19 protein-coding genes and 1 pseudogene are annotated in these 17,706 nt (G+C 73.1%); 10 read left to right on the top strand and 10 right to left on the bottom strand.

Annotated elements, in window-relative coordinates:
- Positions 1 to 12 precede the first annotated feature (12 nt).
- Together ACIGW4_RS14720 and ACIGW4_RS14725 are read right to left on the bottom strand one after the other, a co-directional pair.
- Positions 13 to 984: a carbohydrate kinase gene (locus tag ACIGW4_RS14720; protein WP_123456759.1), complete on the bottom strand. Its 972-nt coding sequence runs from the start codon at positions 982 to 984 to the stop codon at positions 13 to 15.
- A 190-nt stretch (positions 985 to 1,174) separates the two neighbouring features.
- Positions 1,175 to 1,303: a hypothetical protein gene (locus ACIGW4_RS14725; protein ID WP_260174597.1), complete on the bottom strand. Its 129-nt coding sequence runs from the start codon at positions 1,301 to 1,303 to the stop codon at positions 1,175 to 1,177.
- Between ACIGW4_RS14725 and ACIGW4_RS14730 the strand changes: the two genes are divergently transcribed.
- The 4 genes from ACIGW4_RS14730 (at position 1,302) to ACIGW4_RS14745 (ending at position 5,431) form a co-directional block, all read left to right on the top strand.
- Complete coding sequence (locus ACIGW4_RS14730; protein ID WP_359592190.1) at positions 1,302 to 2,315, top strand: sugar ABC transporter substrate-binding protein; 1,014 nt, start codon at positions 1,302 to 1,304, stop codon at positions 2,313 to 2,315. The genes ACIGW4_RS14725 and ACIGW4_RS14730 overlap by 2 nt on opposite strands.
- A gap of 151 nt (positions 2,316 to 2,466) precedes the next feature.
- The gene (locus ACIGW4_RS14735; RefSeq protein ID WP_399580615.1) at positions 2,467 to 3,462 is read left to right on the top strand and encodes an ABC transporter permease; all 996 of its coding nucleotides are present in this window, start codon (positions 2,467 to 2,469) and stop codon (positions 3,460 to 3,462) included.
- Complete coding sequence (locus tag ACIGW4_RS14740; protein ID WP_123456762.1) at positions 3,459 to 4,292, top strand: ATP-binding cassette domain-containing protein; 834 nt, start codon at positions 3,459 to 3,461, stop codon at positions 4,290 to 4,292. The genes ACIGW4_RS14735 and ACIGW4_RS14740 overlap by 4 nt, the downstream gene beginning before the upstream one ends.
- A 110-nt stretch (positions 4,293 to 4,402) precedes the next feature.
- Positions 4,403 to 5,431: a LacI family DNA-binding transcriptional regulator gene (locus tag ACIGW4_RS14745; protein WP_399580618.1), complete on the top strand. Its 1,029-nt coding sequence runs from the start codon at positions 4,403 to 4,405 to the stop codon at positions 5,429 to 5,431.
- Positions 5,432 to 5,543: 112 nt separating this feature from the next.
- Here the strand turns inward: ACIGW4_RS14745 and ACIGW4_RS14750 are convergent, their stop codons facing one another.
- Entirely contained in the window at positions 5,544 to 5,786 is a 243-nt protein-coding gene (locus ACIGW4_RS14750; RefSeq protein WP_399580865.1) for a hypothetical protein, read from the bottom strand.
- Between ACIGW4_RS14750 and ACIGW4_RS14755 the strand changes: the two are divergent.
- Positions 5,686 to 6,039: pseudogene (locus tag ACIGW4_RS14755) on the top strand (triacylglycerol lipase); the annotation flags it as partial. The gene ACIGW4_RS14750 and the pseudogene ACIGW4_RS14755 overlap by 101 nt on opposite strands.
- 134 nt (positions 6,040 to 6,173) lie before the next feature.
- Here ACIGW4_RS14755 and ACIGW4_RS14760 read toward each other — a convergent pair.
- Positions 6,174 to 7,025 (bottom strand): LysR family transcriptional regulator, encoded by an 852-nt coding sequence (locus ACIGW4_RS14760; RefSeq protein ID WP_398707073.1) that lies wholly within the window; start codon positions 7,023 to 7,025, stop codon positions 6,174 to 6,176.
- A 95-nt stretch (positions 7,026 to 7,120) separates the two neighbouring features.
- Here ACIGW4_RS14760 and ACIGW4_RS14765 point away from each other — a divergent pair, with 95 nt between their 5' ends.
- Positions 7,121 to 7,852, top strand: a complete 732-nt coding sequence (locus ACIGW4_RS14765) for an SDR family NAD(P)-dependent oxidoreductase (protein WP_398706307.1) — start codon at positions 7,121 to 7,123, stop codon at positions 7,850 to 7,852.
- Positions 7,853 to 8,056: 204 nt separating this feature from the next.
- Here ACIGW4_RS14765 and ACIGW4_RS14770 read toward each other — a convergent pair whose 3' ends face one another.
- Positions 8,057 to 8,722, bottom strand: coding sequence for a deoxynucleoside kinase (locus tag ACIGW4_RS14770; RefSeq protein ID WP_123456765.1), 666 nt, complete (start codon positions 8,720 to 8,722; stop codon positions 8,057 to 8,059).
- A gap of 390 nt (positions 8,723 to 9,112) precedes the next feature.
- Here ACIGW4_RS14770 and ACIGW4_RS14775 point away from each other — a divergent pair, with 390 nt between their 5' ends.
- Entirely contained in the window at positions 9,113 to 9,601 is a 489-nt protein-coding gene (locus ACIGW4_RS14775) for a hypothetical protein (protein WP_123456766.1), read from the top strand.
- A 236-nt stretch (positions 9,602 to 9,837) separates the two neighbouring features.
- On the opposite strand, the gene ACIGW4_RS14780 is transcribed toward ACIGW4_RS14775, so the two are convergent.
- Positions 9,838 to 10,062: a dodecin gene (locus ACIGW4_RS14780; protein WP_123456767.1), complete on the bottom strand. Its 225-nt coding sequence runs from the start codon at positions 10,060 to 10,062 to the stop codon at positions 9,838 to 9,840.
- Between the two features lie 279 nt (positions 10,063 to 10,341).
- On the opposite strand from ACIGW4_RS14780, the gene ACIGW4_RS14785 reads away from it, so the two are divergent.
- The 3 genes from ACIGW4_RS14785 (at position 10,342) to ACIGW4_RS14795 (ending at position 13,458) form a co-directional block, all read left to right on the top strand.
- On the top strand, positions 10,342 to 11,592 hold the full coding sequence (locus tag ACIGW4_RS14785) for an extracellular solute-binding protein (RefSeq protein WP_399580623.1): 1,251 nt from the start codon (positions 10,342 to 10,344) through the stop codon (positions 11,590 to 11,592).
- 139 nt (positions 11,593 to 11,731) lie between these two features.
- Entirely contained in the window at positions 11,732 to 12,547 is an 816-nt protein-coding gene (locus ACIGW4_RS14790; RefSeq protein WP_399580626.1) for a GNAT family N-acetyltransferase, read from the top strand.
- Entirely contained in the window at positions 12,544 to 13,458 is a 915-nt protein-coding gene (locus tag ACIGW4_RS14795; protein WP_399580628.1) for a lysophospholipid acyltransferase family protein, read from the top strand. Before ACIGW4_RS14790 ends, ACIGW4_RS14795 begins: the two co-directional genes overlap by 4 nt.
- Here ACIGW4_RS14795 and egtD read toward each other — a convergent pair.
- The 4 genes from egtD to egtA are packed head-to-tail and all read right to left on the bottom strand — an operon-like array spanning position 13,353 to position 17,648.
- Positions 13,353 to 14,318, bottom strand: coding sequence for an L-histidine N(alpha)-methyltransferase (egtD, locus tag ACIGW4_RS14800; RefSeq protein ID WP_399580631.1), 966 nt, complete (start codon positions 14,316 to 14,318; stop codon positions 13,353 to 13,355). The genes ACIGW4_RS14795 and egtD overlap by 106 nt on opposite strands.
- On the bottom strand, positions 14,315 to 15,067 hold the full coding sequence (egtC, locus tag ACIGW4_RS14805) for an ergothioneine biosynthesis protein EgtC (protein WP_123456771.1): 753 nt from the start codon (positions 15,065 to 15,067) through the stop codon (positions 14,315 to 14,317). The genes egtD and egtC overlap by 4 nt, the downstream gene beginning before the upstream one ends.
- Positions 15,067 to 16,392 (bottom strand): ergothioneine biosynthesis protein EgtB, encoded by a 1,326-nt coding sequence (gene egtB, locus ACIGW4_RS14810; protein WP_398706316.1) that lies wholly within the window; start codon positions 16,390 to 16,392, stop codon positions 15,067 to 15,069. Before egtB ends, egtC begins: the two co-directional genes overlap by 1 nt.
- The gene (gene egtA, locus ACIGW4_RS14815) at positions 16,389 to 17,648 is read right to left on the bottom strand and encodes an ergothioneine biosynthesis glutamate--cysteine ligase EgtA (RefSeq protein WP_399580633.1); all 1,260 of its coding nucleotides are present in this window, start codon (positions 17,646 to 17,648) and stop codon (positions 16,389 to 16,391) included. The genes egtB and egtA overlap by 4 nt, the downstream gene beginning before the upstream one ends.
- Positions 17,649 to 17,706: the final 58 nt, after the last annotated feature.

Here is a 17,706-nt window from a genome sequence, read left to right on the forward strand (position 1 = left end):
GCGACCGCCCGTTCAGCCCGCGGTGCGTCCGGCCGCGGGCGCCCGCAGCCGCAACTGGCTCGCCCACGGCGGATTCGGCCCGACGACACCGCAGGTCAGCGCCGCCACCCGGGAGGCGAAGGCGCAGGCGTCGAAGACGTCGTCCACCCGCAGCTCCGTCAGACGCCCACCGAGGAGCCCCCGGGCGCCGAGATGGTGCAGGAGGCCCGCGGTGAAGGAGTCGCCGGCGCCGACGGTGTCGACCACGTCGGTCGGGGGCGCCGGTACGACGACCCGCTCGCCGTCCAGCGAGGCGACCGCGCCGTGCTCCCCGCGGGTGATCACGACGAGCGGGACGCCCGCGGCGTGCCAGGTGTCGCAGGCCCGCTCGATCGTGTGCCCGGGCAGCAGCAGTTCCAGGTCGTCCTCGCTCAGCCGCAGGACGTCCGCGAGCGCGCACCAGCGCGGCAGGCGTTCGCGGTAGACCTCCAGTCCCACGAGCAGCGGCCGGACGTTGGGGTCGACGGAGACCGTGGCCGTGGCGGAGGCGCGGGCGAGGAACTCCTCCACGACCGTGCCGCCGGGCTCGCGCACCAGGGCCAGGGAGCCCGAGTGCAGGCAGGCGGTGGAGGCGAGGTCCGCCGCGGCGAGTTCGTCCGCCGTCCACTGCCAGTCCGCGGTTCCCCGGGCGTGGAAGGAGTACGTCGCCCGGCCCTGGGCGTCGAGTTCGGCGACGGCCAGCGTGCTGGGCTCCGGTGCGCGTACGGCAGCCGAGAGGTCGACGCCCGAGGCCTCCAGGTGGCCGCGGAACAGGCGGCCGAAGACGTCGTCGGACAGCCGCGCCAGGAAGCGGGCGGGCGTGCCCAGGCGAGCGAGCGCCACGGCCGTGTTCGCCGGACCGCCGCCCGGCAGGATGCGCAGGGCGAGTTCGCCCGGCAGGGGAGCGGGGACGGTGAAGGCGTCCGCGACGCATTCTCCGAGGACGGTGACCAGGGGCAGGCTCATGGCTCGTTCTCTCCAGGTGGGCAGCGCGGGAAGGCTGCGATCGCAAGGGGCCTTCGAGGGACCTCACGGAGAGCGCTGCTCCCGATGTGAGGCGGTGCGGGCGACGTTGCCGATTTGTGACGGGGTCAAGGCATTGACGTTTCCGGGTGACGGAGTTCATCATCCTCCGCAAGCGGTGTCAACGATGACATCAGTCAACGATGACACCGCCGCCGGTGCGCTCGACAGCACCAGCGCGCTCGACAGCAGCAGTCCCCTCGCGCCGCAGTCCCTCGATCCGCGCGGCCGTTCCGCCCTCGTTCAGCAGGAGATCAGTCATGCTTCGCAGAAACCGCGCCCTCCGCGTCTCCCTCGGATCCACCGCGCTCGCCGCCCTCTCGGCGCTGACCCTGACGGCCTGCGGCTCCGGTGCGCAGGGAGGGGCCGGCGGCGGTGGGACCAAGGTCGGGCTGATCACCAAGACGGACACGAACCCGTTCTTCGTGAAGATGAAGGAGGGCGCCGAGCGGGCCGCGAAGGACAACGGCGTCGAACTCGTCAGCGCGGCCGGGAAGTTCGACGGCGACAACGCGGGCCAGGTCACCGCCATCGAGAACATGGTCAACTCCGGCGTGAAGGGCATCCTCATCACGCCCAACGACTCCAAGGCGATCGTCCCCGCCCTCGAGAAGGCACGCGCCAAGGGCATCCTGGTCATCGCACTCGACAGCCCCACCGAGCCCCAGGACGCCACCGACGCCCTCTTTGCCACCGACAACGTCAAGGCGGGCGAGCTCATCGGCCGGTACGCCAGGGCCGCCATGGGCGGCAAGGCGGCGAAGATCGCGACCCTGGACCTCGCGCCCGGTGTCGCGGTGGGCGTGCAGCGCCACCAGGGCTTCCTCAAGGGCTTCGGCGTCGCGGAGGGCGACCCGTCGATCGTGTGCTCGCAGGACACCGGCGGCGACCAGGCCAAGGGCCAGACGGCGATGGAGAACTGCCTCCAGAAGTCCCCGGACGTCAACGTCGTCTACACGATCAACGAACCGGCCGCGCTGGGCGCCTACACCGCGCTCAAGGCGAAGGGCCTGGAGAAGAAGGTCCTGGTCGTCTCCGTCGACGGCGGCTGCACCGGTACGAAGGCCGTCAAGGAAGGCAAGATCGCGGCGACCTCGCAGCAGTACCCGCTCGAAATGGCGTCCCAGGGCGTCAAGGCGGTCGTCGACTTCGCCAAGGGCGGCAAGAAGGCCTCCGGCTACACGGACACCGGCGTCACGCTCATCACCGACGCGGCGAAGCCGGGCGTCGACGCCGAGAACACCGCGTACGGCCTGGAGAAGTGCTGGGGCTGAACCCCGGCTCAGGACGCTCCCGGCCCCCGGTTCAGGGCACGCACCCGGACGCCTCCTTCGGCGCACCGTCCTCCGCCACGTACCCCTGACGAAACCCGCTCCGTCGACCACCGTCGACCACCGCCGACCATCGACACCGGCAAGGACCACCATGACTGCCACACCCCTGCCCTACGACCAGTTGAAAGGGCCGACCACGGTCCGCCGGCTGCTCACCACACCGACCACGGGCCCCCTCGTCGCCCTGCTGCTGGCCTGCGTCTTCTTCTCCCTGACGACCGAGCAGTTCCTCTCCGGCGGGAACTTCTCGCTGATCGTCCAGCAGGTCATGGTCGTGGGCACGCTGGCCATCGGCCAGACCCTGATCATCCTCACCGCAGGCATCGACCTCTCCTGCGGTGCCGTCATGGCGTTCGGCAGCATCGTCATCGCCAAGACGGCCGCCGAGGGCGGTCTGCCGCCCCTCGTCGCGATCGCCCTGGGCCTGGTCGTCAGCGCGGGCTTCAGCCTGGTCAACGGCCTCCTGGTGCAGCTGATCCCCCTCCCGCCCTTCATCGTCACCCTCGGCATGCTGAACGTGGCGTTCGCCCTGACCCACGTCTACTCGGCCGAGCAGACGATCACCGACCTTCCCGCGCCGCTGACCGCCCTCGGCGAGACGTTCCCGCTCGGCAACACCGACATCACCTACGGCTCGCTCGTGACGATCGCCCTGTTCCTGCTCTTCGCCTACGCGCTGAGCGGCACGTCCTGGGGCCGGCACGTGTACGCGCTCGGCAACAGCCCCGAGGCCGCCCGCCTCAACGGCATCCGCACCTCCCGGCTGACGATCGGCCTCTACACCCTGGCCGGAGTCGTCTACGGAATCGCCGCGCTGCTCCTGATCTCCCGCACCGGCGTCGGCGACCCGCAGGCCGGCCAGACCGACAACCTGGACAGCATCACCGCCGTCGTCCTCGGCGGCACCAGCCTCTTCGGCGGGCGCGGCTCCGTCCTCGGCACCTTCATCGGCGTCCTCATCGTCGGTGTGTTCCGCAACGGCCTCCAACTGATGGGCGTCGCCTCCATCTACCAGACCCTGATCACCGGCGTGCTGGTGATCCTGGCCGTGACCGTCGACCAGATCTCCCGGAGGAAGTCACGATGAGCCCCGCCGATGTCACGCCCGTGCTCCAGGCCCGCGGCCTGGTCAAGCGGTACGGCCACGTCACCGCCATCGACGGTGCCGACTTCGACCTGCTGCCCGGTGAGGTCCTCGCCGTCATCGGCGACAACGGCGCCGGGAAGACGAGCCTGATCAAAGCCCTCACCGGTGCGCTCACCCCCGACGAGGGCGAGATCCGGCTGAACGGCGAACCCATCAGGTTCACCGGGCCGCAGAGCGCCCGGCAGCACGGCATCGAGACCGTCTACCAGGACCTGGCCGTCGCCGCGTCCATGGACATCGCCTCGAACATGTTCCTCGGACGCGAACTGCGCCGGCCGGGCTTCCTCGGCAGCGCGCTGCGCATGCTCGACAAGAAGCGCATGCGCCAGGAGGCGGCGGCCCACATGGCCGACCTCAAGATCGGACTGCGGTCGCTGACGCAGCCGGTGGAGACGCTGTCCGGCGGTCAGCGCCAGGCCGTGGCGGTCGCGCGTTCCGTCGCCTGGGCCAAGAGCGTCGTCGTGATGGACGAGCCCACCGCCGCGCTGGGCGTCAAGGAGTCGGGGCAGGTCCTCGACCTGATCCGCCGGGTCCGCGACAAGGGCATGCCCGTGGTCCTGATCAGCCACAACATGCCGCACGTCTTCGAGATCGCCGACCGCATCCACATCCACCGGCTCGGCCGTCGCGAGGCGCTGATCAAGCCGTCCGACCATTCCATGGCGGAGGTCGTCGCCATCATGACGGGGGCGCTCAGGGTGGGCGACGATGGAGGTACCGTCGTTGCCGACGCGGATGCCGCCGAGGCGGCAGGCGTGTCCGCCCACTGAGTCGCCGCAGGGGCGACGCCGCGCGGACCACAGGGGCGCCGCACAGGCAGGACAGCGGGACCGGCCCCGGGCAGGGGCCGGTCCCGACCGACGCACAGGAACGGTGGAACATGGCCGCGAACCGCCGCCCCACACTGGCCGACGTCGCCAGGGAAGTGGGCGTCAGCGCCAAGACGGTGTCCCGGGTGCTCAACGAGGACGGGCCGAGTTCCCCGGAGACCCGCGAGCGCGTGCTCGCCGCGGTCGCGAAGCTCGGCTTCCAGCCGAACCTGATGGCCCGCAACATCCGGGTCGGAGGCCCCGACACCACCGTCGGCCTGGTCGTGCCCGACCTCGGCAACCCCTTCTTCGGCACCGTCGCCGGCGGCATCGAGGACGTCGTGCGCAGCCGGGGACTCACCCTCCTCATGGGCTCTTCGGCCGAAGACCCGGACCGGGAGCGGGCGTTGATCCAGACCTTCCTCGCCCGGCGGGTCAGCATGCTGATGGTCGTCCCCGCGTTCGGAGCCGATCACAGCCATCTCAAGGCGCCGCGCGCGGCCGGTCTGCCGGTGGTGTTCCTCGACCGGCCTGGAGTCGGACTGTCCGCCGACTGCGTGGTCAGCTCCAACCGGACCGGCGTCCACGAGGGCGTCTCCCACCTCATCGCCCGCGGCCACCGCCGGATCGGTTTCATCGGAGACCTCCCCGCCAAGCTCTACACCCGGCGCGAGCGGCTGGCCGGCTACCGCTCGGCGCTCGACGAGGCCGGCCTGCCCTACGACCGGACCCTGGTGACCGGCGCCCACAGCCCGGAGACGGCCGCCGCCGAGACCACCGCCCTGCTCGGCCTGCCGCACCCCCCCACCGCCCTGTTCGCCGCGAACAACGTCATGGCCCTCGGGGTCATCGCCCAGCTCACCCGCGCGGGGCGCAAGGACATCGCCCTGGTCGCCTTCGACGACCTCCCGCTCGCCGACGTCCTCGAACCGGCCCTGACCGTCGTGGCCCAGGACCCGGCTGCCGTCGGCGAGGCGGCGGCCAGGACCGCCCTCGCCCGCCTGGACGGCGACCGCACCCGCGCCCGGACCGTCATGGTCCCCACCCGGCTGGTGGTCCGCGGCTCCAGCGCGTCACCTGGCGCGGACGCCCGCCGCTGAGCACGGGAGGGCCTGGCCCGGACCGGCGCGTGTGAGGGTGCGGTGGGCGGTCCGCGGCCCGCACCGCGTGTGGGCCGCGGTGGCCGCGCCGGTGAGCGGCACGGCCGGCCGTTCAGCCCTGACGACGCGAGGGGCCGGCGCCGGGTTCGCCGCGCCTGACCGCGTCATGGGCGGCGAGCGCGGCATGCAGCGTGACCCCGGCGCACGATCTGAAGTACGTGGCCGGCTCCCTCTCCTGGTCGGGCGTCATCCCCATGGCGGTCATCGGCGTCTCCCGTTCCTTCGGCACCGACGTCAAGCCCTGCCTGAACAGCCACGGCCTGAAGGTGTACGCGGAGCTGGAGGAGGGCTCCATCGTCGACGCCCTCGGCCACTACCCGGGTCTGACCTGGAAGAAGATGGCGAAGCCCGAGTACGAGAACCTCAACACGGTTCCCGGGCTCGTCACGGCGGTGAACCGGATCAACCTCGGCTCCGCCGCCGCCCCGACCGTCCCCGGCGTCATGGTCGCCGGGGACGTGCGCGCGCTCGCCCGGCAGTACTGCGCCACCGGCGACACCGCCGTCAAGTACCGGCAGTACGAACTGCTCAGCCACACGGGCGTGCCCGTCGTCTGGGCCCCCGTCGCGATGGACCGGCTCGACGACCGCTTCGCGGGCCGGACGGCCCCGTCCGACTGCGGCCGCATCCCGCGGGCGACTCGCTGTCACCCGAGGAGCCGACGAGAATGGTCAGACAGGCCCTATTGGAGACGTGTCGCGGTCCGGACGAGGTCGGCGACGGCTCTGGACCGGCTGTGCGGTGGCCAGGCGATCACGGTGGTGACTTTCGGCGCGTCCAGCACGGGCACGGCGGCGAGGCCGCCGTGCAGGTGGGCTCGGCACGACTCCGGTGAGACCGCGCAGGCCCGGCCGAGTGCGACGAGTTGCAGCAACTGCGCGTGGTCGCGGACCTGCGGGCCGGGGCCGGGCGGGTAGGTGCCGTCGGGGTGGGGCCAGCGTGGCAGGGGCAGGCCCGGCAGCCCGGTGACGTCGGCCATGTGCACATGGGTCCGGGTGGTGAGCGGATGTCCGGCGGGCAGGACCGCCACCTGGCCCTCCGTGCTGAGCTCTTCGGTGTGGAGCCCGGCCGTCGAGTCGAACGGCCGGTGCAGCAGCGCCACGTCGGCCCGGCCCTCGCGCAGGAGTCGTTCCTGCTCGGCCGGGCCGCACAGGATGACGTCGACGGGGACCGCGCCGGGTTCGGCGGCGTACGCGTCGAGCAGTCTCGCCAGCAGTTCGCTGGACGCGCTGGCCTTGGTGACCAGGACCAGGCCGGGGCGGCCGGTCGCGGAAAGGGCGGCGCGGCGGGTCCGGCGCTCGGCGGCGTCGACCGCGTCGAGGGCCGCCCGGCCCTCGGACAGCAGCACCGAGCCGGCCTCGGTCAGCGTGACGACGCGGCTGGTCCGGTCCAGCAGTGCTGCCCCGAGGCGGCGTTCGAGCTGCCGGATCGCCCGTGACAGCGGCGGCTGCGCGATCCCGAGCCGCTGCGCGGCCCGCCCGAAGTGCAGCTCTTCGGCGACAGCGACGAAGTAGCGCAGTTCCCGGGTCTCCATCCGGCCACGGTACTCCGGATCCATACCCTGACGGTATCGTCGCCCACTCGATCGGTCTTGGACGCCCCCCGGCCCCCGGGGGCAGCATCGTTTCCATGACTGAACGGACGATCGCGCTGGTCACCGGCGCGAACAAGGGAATCGGCTACGAGATCGCCGCGGGCCTGGGCGCCCTCGGCTGGAGCGTCGGCGTCGGCGCCCGCGACGACCGGCGCCGAAGCGCCGCGGTGGAGAAGCTGCGCGCCGCCGGCATCGACGCGTTCGGCGTACCGCTGGACGTGACCGACGACGCGAGCGCGACCGCCGCCGCCCGGCTGATCGACGGACAGGCCGGACGCCTCGACGTGCTCGTCAACAACGCCGCCATCGCCGGCGACATGCCGCAGGAGCCCACCCGGACCGCCCCCGCCACCGTCCGAGCGGTCGTGGAGACCAACGTGGTCGGCGTCATCCGCGTCACCAACGCGATGATGCCGCTGCTGCGGCGCTCCGCCTCACCGCGGATCGTGAACATGTCCAGCAGTGTCGGCTCACTCACCCGGCAGTCAGGACCGGATCCAGAGCGGACGGCGGGCCCCGTGGCCGTGGCGTACGCGCCGTCGAAGACGTTCCTGAACGCCGTCACCCTCCAATACGCCCGGGAGTTGAGCGGCACGAACGTCCTGATCAACGTCGGCTGCCCCGGCTACGTCGCGACCGATCTCAACGGCTTCCGCGGCGTGCGCACCCCCGAGCAGGGCGCGGCGATCGCCATCAAGCTGGCGACCCTGCCCGACGACGGCCCGACCGGCCGGTTCTTCGACGACGCCGGCATCGTGCCCTGGTGACGCACGGCGTACCCGCCGGGGTGAGGACGCTTCGGCATCGTACGGGAGCGACTCGTCAGGCAACCGGACCCAAGTGGGCGCCCCCGGGGCGGTGTCCGGCCGGCCTCAGGGGAACGGCGATCCGGTCGGCAGGCCGCGCGGCGGACGCGGCCCCGTGTCCGAGCCGACGGGGCTCGGGCACGGGGCCGGTCGCGGGGCGCGGGCTCAGACGCGGCGTCCGGCCGCCGCTGCCAGGGCGTCCTTCACCTCGCGCGCCACGCGGGCCGCGTCGTCGGGGTTGTTCACCACGTCCGTGCGGTTCATGTCGATGACGAGGACCTCGCTGGCCGAGTAGTGCTTGTGCACCCAGTCGTCGTAGCCGGACCACAGCGTCCGGTAGTACTCGACGAGGCTCTCGTCCTGCTCGAAGTCGCGTCCCCGCAGCCCGATGCGGTGCAGCACCGTCTCGAAGTCCGCCTTGAGGTAGACCATGAGGTCGGGTGCCTTGCGGTACGGCAGGCCGTCGATCTCGCGCATCATCTCGTCGAGCAGCCCCTCGTACACCCGCATCTCGAGGGAGCTGATCCGGCCCAGCTCGTGGTTGACCTTGGCGAAGTACCAGTCCTCGTAGATCGAGCGGTCGAGCACGTTGTCGCCCTGCTTGTACGCCTCCTTGATCGCGGCGAACCTCGTCTGCAGGAAGTAGAGCTGCAGCAGGAAGGGGTAGCGCTTCGCCTGGATCTCCTCGGGGCTCGCCGAGTAGAAGAGCGGGAGGATCGGGTTGTCGTCCACGCTCTCGTAGAAGACTTCGCTGCCCAGCTCCTTGGCGAGCAGTTCGGCGACACTGGTCTTGCCGATCCCGATCATGCCTCCGACGCAGATCACCGACATACCTCACTTCTCCCTGGGCTCTTCTTCTCGTGGGCGGGGGAGCCGGGCCTCCCGCACCACTGAGACGCACGTCGGTGGTCCCACGATTCCCGGGATTCTCGTGATCAACGTCATGAGGAGCGTCAGGCCCGGGACCTTGTTCCGGACCGGACCGGACCGTTCGCCTCGGCCGGCGGGTCGGCCGTTCCGCGGCCGTCGCACACAGCGACGGGCCACGGCCCCGCGGCCGCCTTGAATCTTAGGTGACGATCCGACCCCTGCCCGCCGGTGTGCCGTGGTCGGCGGCTCGACGGGGTTCCGGCGTGGCGTTCCGCCCCGCCGCCCTCCAGCCCGGCTGCCCCCGCACGCAACCCCGGGGCGCCCCCGCCGGGCGGCTTCTACGCTGGGCCCGTGACATCGGACAACAGGCCCCTGGCCGTCTTCGACCTCGACAACACCCTCGCCGCGACCGCGCACCGCCAGCACTTCCTGGAGCGCAGGCCCAAGGACTGGGAGGGCTTCTTCGCGGCGGCGCCCGACGATCCGCCGCTGGAGGAGGGCATCGCGCTGTGCCGCGAGGCGGCCGAGGAGTGCGAGGTGGTCTACCTCACCGGGCGGCCCGAGCGCTGCCGTCGCGCGACCGTGGAGTGGCTGGCCGGGCAAGGGCTGCCGGAGGGCTCCGTCCACATGCGGCGCAACCGTGACTTCCGGCCGGCCCGGGTGACCAAGGTGGAGATCCTGCGCCGCCTCGCCGCCGACCGCACGGTCAGGATGCTGGTCGACGACGACCTGGCGGTGTGCGACGCGGCGGAGGCGGCGGGCTTCCGTGTCGTACGGGCCCGCTGGGCGCAGCCCTCCGAGGCGCTGAGGGAGGCTCAGGAGGAGGAGGGCCGCACCTGAGCGCGCCCGTGCCTGAGCGCGCCCGCCCCCGAGGGCGCCCGTACGTGGTCGGGCCCGGGGGCCGGGGCCGGGCGAGGTGCCTGCCGGGGCCGGGGCCGGTCAGGCCCATGCCGTGACCCGGCCGGGGAGGGTGGGATCTCGCGTCCTCGCCCCGGCCGTCCGGAGGTCGGATCACTACGCCCTCGCCCCGACCGTCCGGAAGCCGGAGCAGCGCCCCCCGCCCCCGACGTCCGACGTCAGGACAGCGTGTCGCCGTCCTCCAGGCGGAAGCCGACCTTCAGTCCGACCTGGTAGTGCTCGATCGCGCCGTCGACGATGTGGCCGCGCACCTGCGTGACCTCGAACCAGTCGAGTCCCCGCAGGGTCTGCGAGGCGCGGTTGATGCCGTTGCGGATGGCCTCGTCGACGCCTTCGGTGGAGGTGCCGACGATCTCGGTGACGCGGTAGGTGTGATTCGACATGGGGGCCGAACTCCTCTCGGTGCGGTCCCTCCACGGTGCCCCAGGGCGCGGCGGCGCGCGACACGACGACGGCCGGGCGACTCACGGGTAACCACCGAGGGTGACGGAGCGGATCGCCCGCCCGGTGCGCGACGAGGTCGTCAAGGACTTGACCATCCCGTTGGTCCAGACCAGAATCCAGGCCACATACCCGCGCGAACACCCCGTTCGGTCCCCCCATGCCGGGTCAGCCCCCCATGCGCACGACCCTGTGCTGAACCTGAGCAGAAGGTGACCCACGTGAAGAACCGCCATCTCGCCTGCCCCCTGGCAGCCGCCACCGCGCTCCTCCTCGCCGGCTGCGGGATGCTCCCGGGCGGCGACGACGGGCCGAGGACCGTGAACGTCTGGCTCATGAGGGACAGCGTCAGCGAGGACTTCCTGAAGCGGTTCACCGAGGCGTACGAGCAGGAGCACGAAGGCGTCGAGCTCGAGTTCACCATCCAGGAGTGGACCGGCATCGGGAAGAAGGTCACCGAGGCGATCCAGGGCTCCGGCGGCCCCGACGTCATCGAGGTCGGCAACACCCAGGTCGCCCAGTACGCCGACACCGACAAGCTCTTCGACCTCACCCTGGAGTCGGTCCGCGACCTCGGCCGCGAGGACTGGCTGCCGGGCCTCGCCGAGCCCGGCAGCATCGCCGGAACCCAGTACGGCATCCCCTGGTACGCGGCCAACCGCATCGTCATCTACAACAAGGACCTGTTCGAGGAGGCGGGCATCGACACGCCGCCGGCCACCCGGGCCGATTGGCTCGACGACACCGAGAAGCTCAACACGAACGGCACCCAGGGCATCTACCTCGCCGGACAGGACTGGTACACCCTCGCCGGCTTCATCTGGGACGAGGGCGGCGAACTCGCCGTCGACAAGGGCGGCCAGTGGACCGGCGCGCTCGACAGCCCGGGCGCCCAGCGGGGCATGACCTTCTACAAGAAGCTCCAGGCCCTCGGCTCCGGCCCGAAGGACGCCGACGAGCAGACCCCGCCGCAGGCCGACGTCTTCGCCAAGGGCGACGTCGCCCAGCTCATCGCCACGCCCAGCGCCGTCGCCGCCATCCTCAAGGCCGACCCGGGCCTCAAGGACAAGCTCGGCTACTTCCCGATACCCGGCAAGACGGCCGACCGTCCCTGCGCCGTCTTCACCGGAGGCTCCGACCTCATCATCCCGGAGAACGCCCCCCAGCGCGGTGCCGCCCTCGACGTCGTCAAGGCCCTCGCCGGCGAGAAGTGGCAGACCGAACTCGCCCGCACCATGGGCTACGTGCCCAACAAGAAGGGCCTCGCCTCCGTCGTCGCCGGCCAGGAGGCCACCGCCGCCATGGCGAAGGGCGCCGCACGCGGCCGGGCCACCCCCAACTCCCCGCAGTGGGCGGACGTCGAGGCCGACAACCCCATCAAGCCGTACATGACGGCCGTCCTCCAGGGCGAGGACCCCGTCAAGGCGGCGAAGGAGGCCTCGGCCGCGATCACGGAGACCCTCGCCGAATAGCATTCAGCGTTCGCACACCCGCGAGCCCCCGGACGGTCATGTCGAATCCAGCCGGTGACGGAAGAAACAAGGAGCCGGGCCACCGCTCACGCGGCCCGGTCCCGCCCCTTCCCCTTCCGTCCCGCCGGAGGAGCCCGCCATGCCCGCACCGACGCCCACGCTCGCCGTCCCCGCGCAGCCCCAGGCCGTCCCCGCGCAGCCCCATGCCCCGGCCGAGCAGCCCACACCCCGGTACGTCGTCGGTCTCGCCCGGGACCAGGAGGACGTCCGGGCCGCCCAGCGGCTGCGCCACCAGGTCTTCGCCGGCGAGTTGGGCGCCCGGCTCGACGGCCCCGAGCCCGGCCTCGACACCGACGCCTTCGACGCGTACTGCGACCACCTCCTGGTACGGGAGGAGAGCACCGGCGAGGTCGTCGGCACCTACCGGATCCTGCCGCCCGACCGGGCAGCCGCCGTCGGGCGCCTCTACTCCGAGAGCGAGTTCGACCTCACCCGGCTCACCCCCGTCCGCCACGACCTGGTGGAGGTCGGCCGCTCCTGCGTCCACCCCGCCCACCGCAACGGCGCCGTGATCGCCCTCATCTGGGGCGGCCTCGCCCGCTACATGACCCGCACCGGCCACAACTGGCTCGCCGGCTGCTGCTCGATCCCGCTCGCCGACGGCGGCACCCTCGCCGCCGCCACCTGGGACACCGTCAAGGCCAAGCACCTCGCCCCCGAGGAGTACTGGGTCACCCCGCACAAGCTGTGGAGCCCCGACGGGATCGCCCGCCCCGAGGGCCGCACCGAACTCCCGCCGCTGCTCCGCGGCTACCTGCGGCTCGGCGCCTGGGTCTGCGGCGCCCCCGCGCACGACCCCGACTTCGGCGTCGCCGACCTCTACGTGCTGCTCTCGCTGCGCCGCACCAACCCGCGCTACCTCGACCACTTCCTGTCGCTCGTCCCGGCCCGGTGAACGGCTCCACGGCCCTCCCGCCGTGGCTCCCCACGGCGCCCTGCACTCCGGGTCACTGCGCGGCCCACCCCGAGACCGGGCCCGGCGGCCCGGACGGGCGGGCCGGCGCGCTCCTCGCCGTGGCCCGGCTGACCGCCGGGACCGGCGCCGTCCTCCTCGGCGTCCTGCTCGCCCCGGTCGCGGGGCTGCTCCCGGCGGCCGTCCGGCTCGCCCTCGTGCGGGGCTGGGTCCGGGCGGTGGTCCGCGCCTTCGGGGTGCGCGCGCGGTACGAGGGGACGGCCGGCGCGGTCACGGGTCCGCTCCTCGTGGTCGCCAACCACGTCTCCTGGCTGGACATCCCCCTCCTCGCGGCCGTGCTGCCCGGCCGGATGGTGGCCAAGACGGAGGTCCGTCGCTGGCCCGTCCTCGGCCCGCTCGCCGCACTCGGCGGCACCCTCTTCATCGAACGCGACCGGCTCAGGGCCCTGCCCGGCACCGTCCGGGCCATGGCCGCGGTGCTCGCCGGCGGGGGCCGGGTGGTCGTCTTCCCCGAGGGATCGACCTGGTGCGGGCGGGCCGGGGGGCGCTTCCGCCCGGCGGCGTTCCAGGCCGCGCTGGACAGCGGGTGCGCGGTGCTGCCGGTACGGATCGACTACCGGCCCACCGGGGCCGCGGCGTACGTCGGCGACGATCCGCTGGGAGCGTCGCTGTGGCGGGTCGTCACGGCTCGGCGGATCGTCGCCGATGTCCGCATACTGGATCCGATATCCAGTATGCGGTACCCAGACCGCCGCGCCCTGGCCGCCGCGGCCCAACGAGCCGTCGTTCAGGTGACCGTGGCCAGGGACAGCGCGAACCTGCCCTCGTCGTCCGTCCACCAGCGGGCCAGTTCGAGGCCCGCCGCCGCCAGCTCCTCCCGTACACCCGCCTGACGGAACTTCGCCGACACCTCCGTCCGCATCTCCTCGCCCGCCGCGAACGGCACCACGAGATCCAGTTCCGGGATCTTCACGGTCAGCGCGCGGCGGGCCCGCAGCCGCATCTCGATCCACTCCCGATCGGCGTCCCACACCGCCACGTGGTCGAAGGCGGCCGGATCGGCGTCCGCGCCCAGCTCCCGGTCGATCACGGACAGGACGTTCTTGTTGAACGCGGCCGTCACCCCGGCGCTGTCGTCGTAGGCGGCCACGAGCGTCGCTTCGTCCTTCACCAGGTCCGTGCCGAGCAGCAGCGCGTCGCCCGGCGCGAGCAGGGAGCGGACCGAACGCAGGAAGGTGCCGCGCTCGGCGGGCAGCAGATTGCCGATCGTGCCCCCGAGGAAGGCCACCAGACGGGGCCCCGGCGTCCCCGGCAGCGCGAGGCCCCGCGTGAAGTCGGCCACGAGCGCGTGCACCCACAGCTCCGGCCGGTCCGCGAGCAGCGACTCCGCCGCCCCGGTCAGCGCGGACTCGCTCACGTCCACGGGCACGTACGCGTCCAGTCCCGGCAGCAGCGCGTCGATCAGGAACCGCGTCTTCTCCGAGGAACCGGAACCCAGCTCCACCAGGGTCCGCGCCCCCGTCGCGGCGGCGATCTCCGGCGCCCGCGCGGCCAGGATCTCCCGCTCCGCGCGCGTGGGGTAGTACTCGGGCAGCCGGGTGATCTCCTCGAAGAGCTCGCTGCCCCGGGCGTCGTAGAACCACTTGGGCGGCAGCTCCTTGGGGGAGCGGGTCAGACCGTGCAGGACGTCGGCACGGAGATCGGCGCCGGCGGCGTCCGGGGCGAGGGTGCGGGTCAGCTGGAACGGGCTCACGCGGACGGCTCCTTGAGCGGGGTGAGGGTGACATCCGTGCGGTCGGCGGTGACGAGCGTGTGCTCCGGCACCTCCCGCCAGCGCGGATCGTCGTCGTACGGTTCGGAGGCCACGGCCACCAGGCCGGGGCCCGCCAGGTACCAGAGGCTGTTGCGCCAGGCGGTCGCGGCGATCCGCTCGCCGTCGGTGAGCAGCAGGTTCAGCCGGGAAGCGGGCGACACCGCCGCGACCTCCCGCACGGTGTCGGCGAGCGCCGCCCCCGGCGCGTCCCCGGCCCGCAGCCGGTGCAGCACGAGCGCCCAGAGCAGCGCCGAGTCGGTGCGCGCCTCCAGACGCAGCAGCTCACCGGCCGACAGCGTCCCGGCGAGCGCCGTGAGGGAGTCGGGCCAGCCGTCGACCGCGCCGTTGTGGCTGAACAGCCACGGCCCGGCGGCGAACGGCGCCGCGGCGGCCTCCCCGTCGGCGCCGGGGAGCGTGGCCCCCCGGACCGCCCCGAGGAAGGCCCCGGAGCGCACCACGCGGGCGAGGTCCGCGAAGGACAGGTCGCCCCAGATCGGGCCGGTCCGCCGGTACCGGGCCGGCACCGGGTCCCCCTCGGCGTACCAGCCGACGCCGAACCCGTCGGCGTTCACCACGCCGCTGTCCTGCGTACGGGGTTCCCAGGACTGGCGCAGCAGGGCGTGCGGCGGCCGGACCAGCAGCTCTCCCAGCGCCACCGGTCCACCCACGTACGCGACATGACGGCACATCAGTCGAGCTCCGCGCTGCGCGCCGTCCGGAAGCCGGAGAAGATCTGGCGCCGCACCGGCAGGTCCCAGTTGCGGAAGGTCCCCCGGCAGGCGACCGGGTCGACCGCGAACGAACCGCCGCGCAGCACCTTGTGCTCCGGCCCGAAGAACACCTCCGAGTACTCCTTGTACGGGAAGGCCGCGAACCCCGGGTACGGCAGGAAGTCACTGGCGGTCCACTCCCACACGTCCCCGATGAGCTGCCGCACGCCGAGGGGCGAGGCGCCCGCCGGATAGCTGCCCGCCGCCGCGGGCCGCAGGTGCCGCTGCCCGAGGTTCGCGTGCTCCGGGCCGGGATCCGCGTCGCCCCACGGGTAACGGCGGGAGAGCCCGGTGACCGGGTCGTGGCGGGCCGCCTTCTCCCACTCCGCCTCGGTCGGGAGGCGCCGCCCCGCCCAGCGCGCGTAGGCGTCCGCCTCGTACCAGCTGACGTGCAGGACCGGCTCCTCCTCGGGCACCGGCTCCGTCACCCCGAACCGGCGGCGCAGCCACTGCCCGCCGTCCCGCCGCCAGAACAGCGGGGCCGTGATGCCGTGCTCCCGGATCTGCGCCCAGCCCTCCGGCCGCCACCAGCGCCGGTCCGTGTAGCCGCCGTCGGCCATGAAGGCGAGGTAGGCGCCGTTCGTGACGGGCGTGGTGTCGATGTGGAAGGCGGGGACGAGACGGGGGTGCGCCGGCCGCTCGTTGTCCAGGGCCCACGGCTCGTCCGACGTGCCCATGGTGAACGGGCCTCCGGGCACCAGGACTTCGGTGGGCAGCGGCCCGGACCGCAGGACGGGCGGCGGGGGAGCGGTCAGGGCGGCGGGCCCCTTCCGCAGCTGATGGGTGATCAGCATCGTCTCGTCGTGCTGCTGTTCGTGCTGCGCGATCATCCCGAACGCGAAGGCGGCGTCCACCAGCGGCCGACCCTCCAGCGGGGTGCTCTCCAGCACGTCGAGGACCCGGGTCCGTACGTCGGCGGCATAGGCCCGCGCCTCGCCGGGGGCGAGCAGCGGCAGCGACGGACGGGAGGCGCGCGGGTGCTGGAAGGCGTCGTACAGCGGGTCGATCTCGGGCCGCAGTGCCTCGCGGCCCGCGACGGCCCGCCACAGCCATTGCTCCTCCTGGTTGCCGATGTGCGCCAGGTCCCAGACGAGCGGTGACATCAAGGGCGAGTGCTGTGCGGTGAGTTCGCCGTCCTCCACGCAGGAGGTGAGGAGCGCGGTACGGTCCCGCGCCGCGGTGAGGGCCTCCAGGGCCCGCCGCCGCAGGGCCTCGGGACCGGCACCCGTGTCGGTCGCGGTCATGACGTCACCACCTGGAGGTCGTCGGCAGGACAGCCGCCGGGGATCACGTACCGCTCGTGGAAGGCGGCGACCGCCCGCCGCACCCCCTCGCTCGCCCCGATCCGGGGCAGCGCGTCGAGCGCGGCGGAGAAGACCGCGCGGGCGGCGGCGTGCAGCTCGGCATCGGCGAGACCGTCACGGGCCGCCGCCAGCCACAGCGGATTGCGCGGCGCGGGACCCGGGCCCGCCCGCTCCGCGAGGGGCTTCACCGCCCGGTACACGCTCTCCGCCGCCTCCGGGTCGTCGAAGACGGCCGTCGTCACCGCCACCGGCACCATCCAGCCGTCCGCGCCGGGCTGTGCGTCCATCATCCGCAGCTCCAGGTGTCCGCGCGGCCGCACCGGCGGGAACAGGGTCGTCATGTGATAGCGCAGGTCGTCGGCGTCGGCCGGCCGGGGGAGGCCCGTCCGCAGCCACTCCCGGAACGTCAGCCCCTCCGGCACCGCCCACGGCCCCTCCTCGGCCCGTACGCACATCACCGGGGTGTCCAGGACGTGCGCCGCCCACTCCGCGCGCGGCTCCCCGTCCGGCGGCGGCGCGAGCGCCCGCAAGGGATCGAGCTCCGCCCACAGCGCCTGCCGCGTCGAACGCCAGCCGGTCCGGCGACCGCCGTGCACCGGGGAGTTGGCGAAGGCGGCCACCAGGACCGCGCCGAGCAGATGGGCGAGCTGCCAGCGCCGGTGGTAACCGAGCGGACCGGGCTCCTCCAGACCCGCGTCGAGGCAGACCTGCACCGAGGCCGACTCGCACATCATCGCCCGCCCGGCCGGCCCGGTCCGGGCGAGCGCGATCTCCATCGCGTCGTACCGGGGCTCGTGCAGGACCCGGCCGCGCGGCGCGTGCCAGGGGTCCACCCCGTAACCGCTGAGGGTCAGGCCGAGCGGCCCGAGCGCCGCCCGCACCGCGGCCAGGTCGGCGGCGAGCGAGTCCAGGCACTCCATGAGGGACCCGGCCGGGCGCGAGCTGAGCTCCAGCTGCCCGCCGGGTTCGAACGTGAGGGCCGACACCAGGGACAGTGCCCGTACGGTGTCCAGCGCGGCCGCGAGCCTCGGCGGCCGTACGGGAAGTCGGGGATCCCGCAGCTCGTGCACGAGCCACTCCAGCTCCACCCCCACCGTGCGGGGCGGGCCGGTCTTGAAGCAGATACATCGCAGCAGGTCCTCTGCCTCCCCCTCGGTGAGAGGGGGGCCGCCGCGTCGTATGCCGCTCGGCGACATCCGTGCACCTCCTGGTCCTCGGGGTCCTGCGGGGACCCGGTCCGGTGAGCCGCTGCTT

It is taken from the genome of Streptomyces sp. NPDC053513 (assembly GCF_044544765.1).
Taxonomy (GTDB): domain Bacteria; phylum Actinomycetota; class Actinomycetes; order Streptomycetales; family Streptomycetaceae; genus Streptomyces; species Streptomyces litmocidini.

Coding starts and splice junctions, on each gene's coding strand:
- ACIGW4_RS14780 (WP_123456767.1), bottom strand. CDS start 10,062: ATGTCGAATCACACCTACCGCGTCACCGAGATCGTCGGCACCTCCACC.
- ACIGW4_RS14740 (WP_123456762.1), top strand. CDS start 3,459: ATGAGCCCCGCCGATGTCACGCCCGTGCTCCAGGCCCGCGGCCTGGTC.
- ACIGW4_RS14765 (WP_398706307.1), top strand. CDS start 7,121: ATGACTGAACGGACGATCGCGCTGGTCACCGGCGCGAACAAGGGAATC.
- ACIGW4_RS14760 (WP_398707073.1), bottom strand. CDS start 7,025: ATGGAGACCCGGGAACTGCGCTACTTCGTCGCTGTCGCCGAAGAGCTG.
- ACIGW4_RS14770 (WP_123456765.1), bottom strand. CDS start 8,722: ATGTCGGTGATCTGCGTCGGAGGCATGATCGGGATCGGCAAGACCAGT.
- ACIGW4_RS14720 (WP_123456759.1), bottom strand. CDS start 984: ATGAGCCTGCCCCTGGTCACCGTCCTCGGAGAATGCGTCGCGGACGCC.
- ACIGW4_RS14730 (WP_359592190.1), top strand. CDS start 1,302: ATGCTTCGCAGAAACCGCGCCCTCCGCGTCTCCCTCGGATCCACCGCG.
- ACIGW4_RS14725 (WP_260174597.1), bottom strand. CDS start 1,303: ATGACTGATCTCCTGCTGAACGAGGGCGGAACGGCCGCGCGGATCGAG.
- ACIGW4_RS14745 (WP_399580618.1), top strand. CDS start 4,403: ATGGCCGCGAACCGCCGCCCCACACTGGCCGACGTCGCCAGGGAAGTG.
- ACIGW4_RS14790 (WP_399580626.1), top strand. CDS start 11,732: ATGCCCGCACCGACGCCCACGCTCGCCGTCCCCGCGCAGCCCCAGGCC.
- egtB (WP_398706316.1), bottom strand. CDS start 16,392: ATGACCGCGACCGACACGGGTGCCGGTCCCGAGGCCCTGCGGCGGCGG.
- ACIGW4_RS14735 (WP_399580615.1), top strand. CDS start 2,467: ATGACTGCCACACCCCTGCCCTACGACCAGTTGAAAGGGCCGACCACG.
- egtA (WP_399580633.1), bottom strand. CDS start 17,648: ATGTCGCCGAGCGGCATACGACGCGGCGGCCCCCCTCTCACCGAGGGG.
- ACIGW4_RS14750 (WP_399580865.1), bottom strand. CDS start 5,786: ATGGAGCCCTCCTCCAGCTCCGCGTACACCTTCAGGCCGTGGCTGTTC.
- egtC (WP_123456771.1), bottom strand. CDS start 15,067: ATGTGCCGTCATGTCGCGTACGTGGGTGGACCGGTGGCGCTGGGAGAG.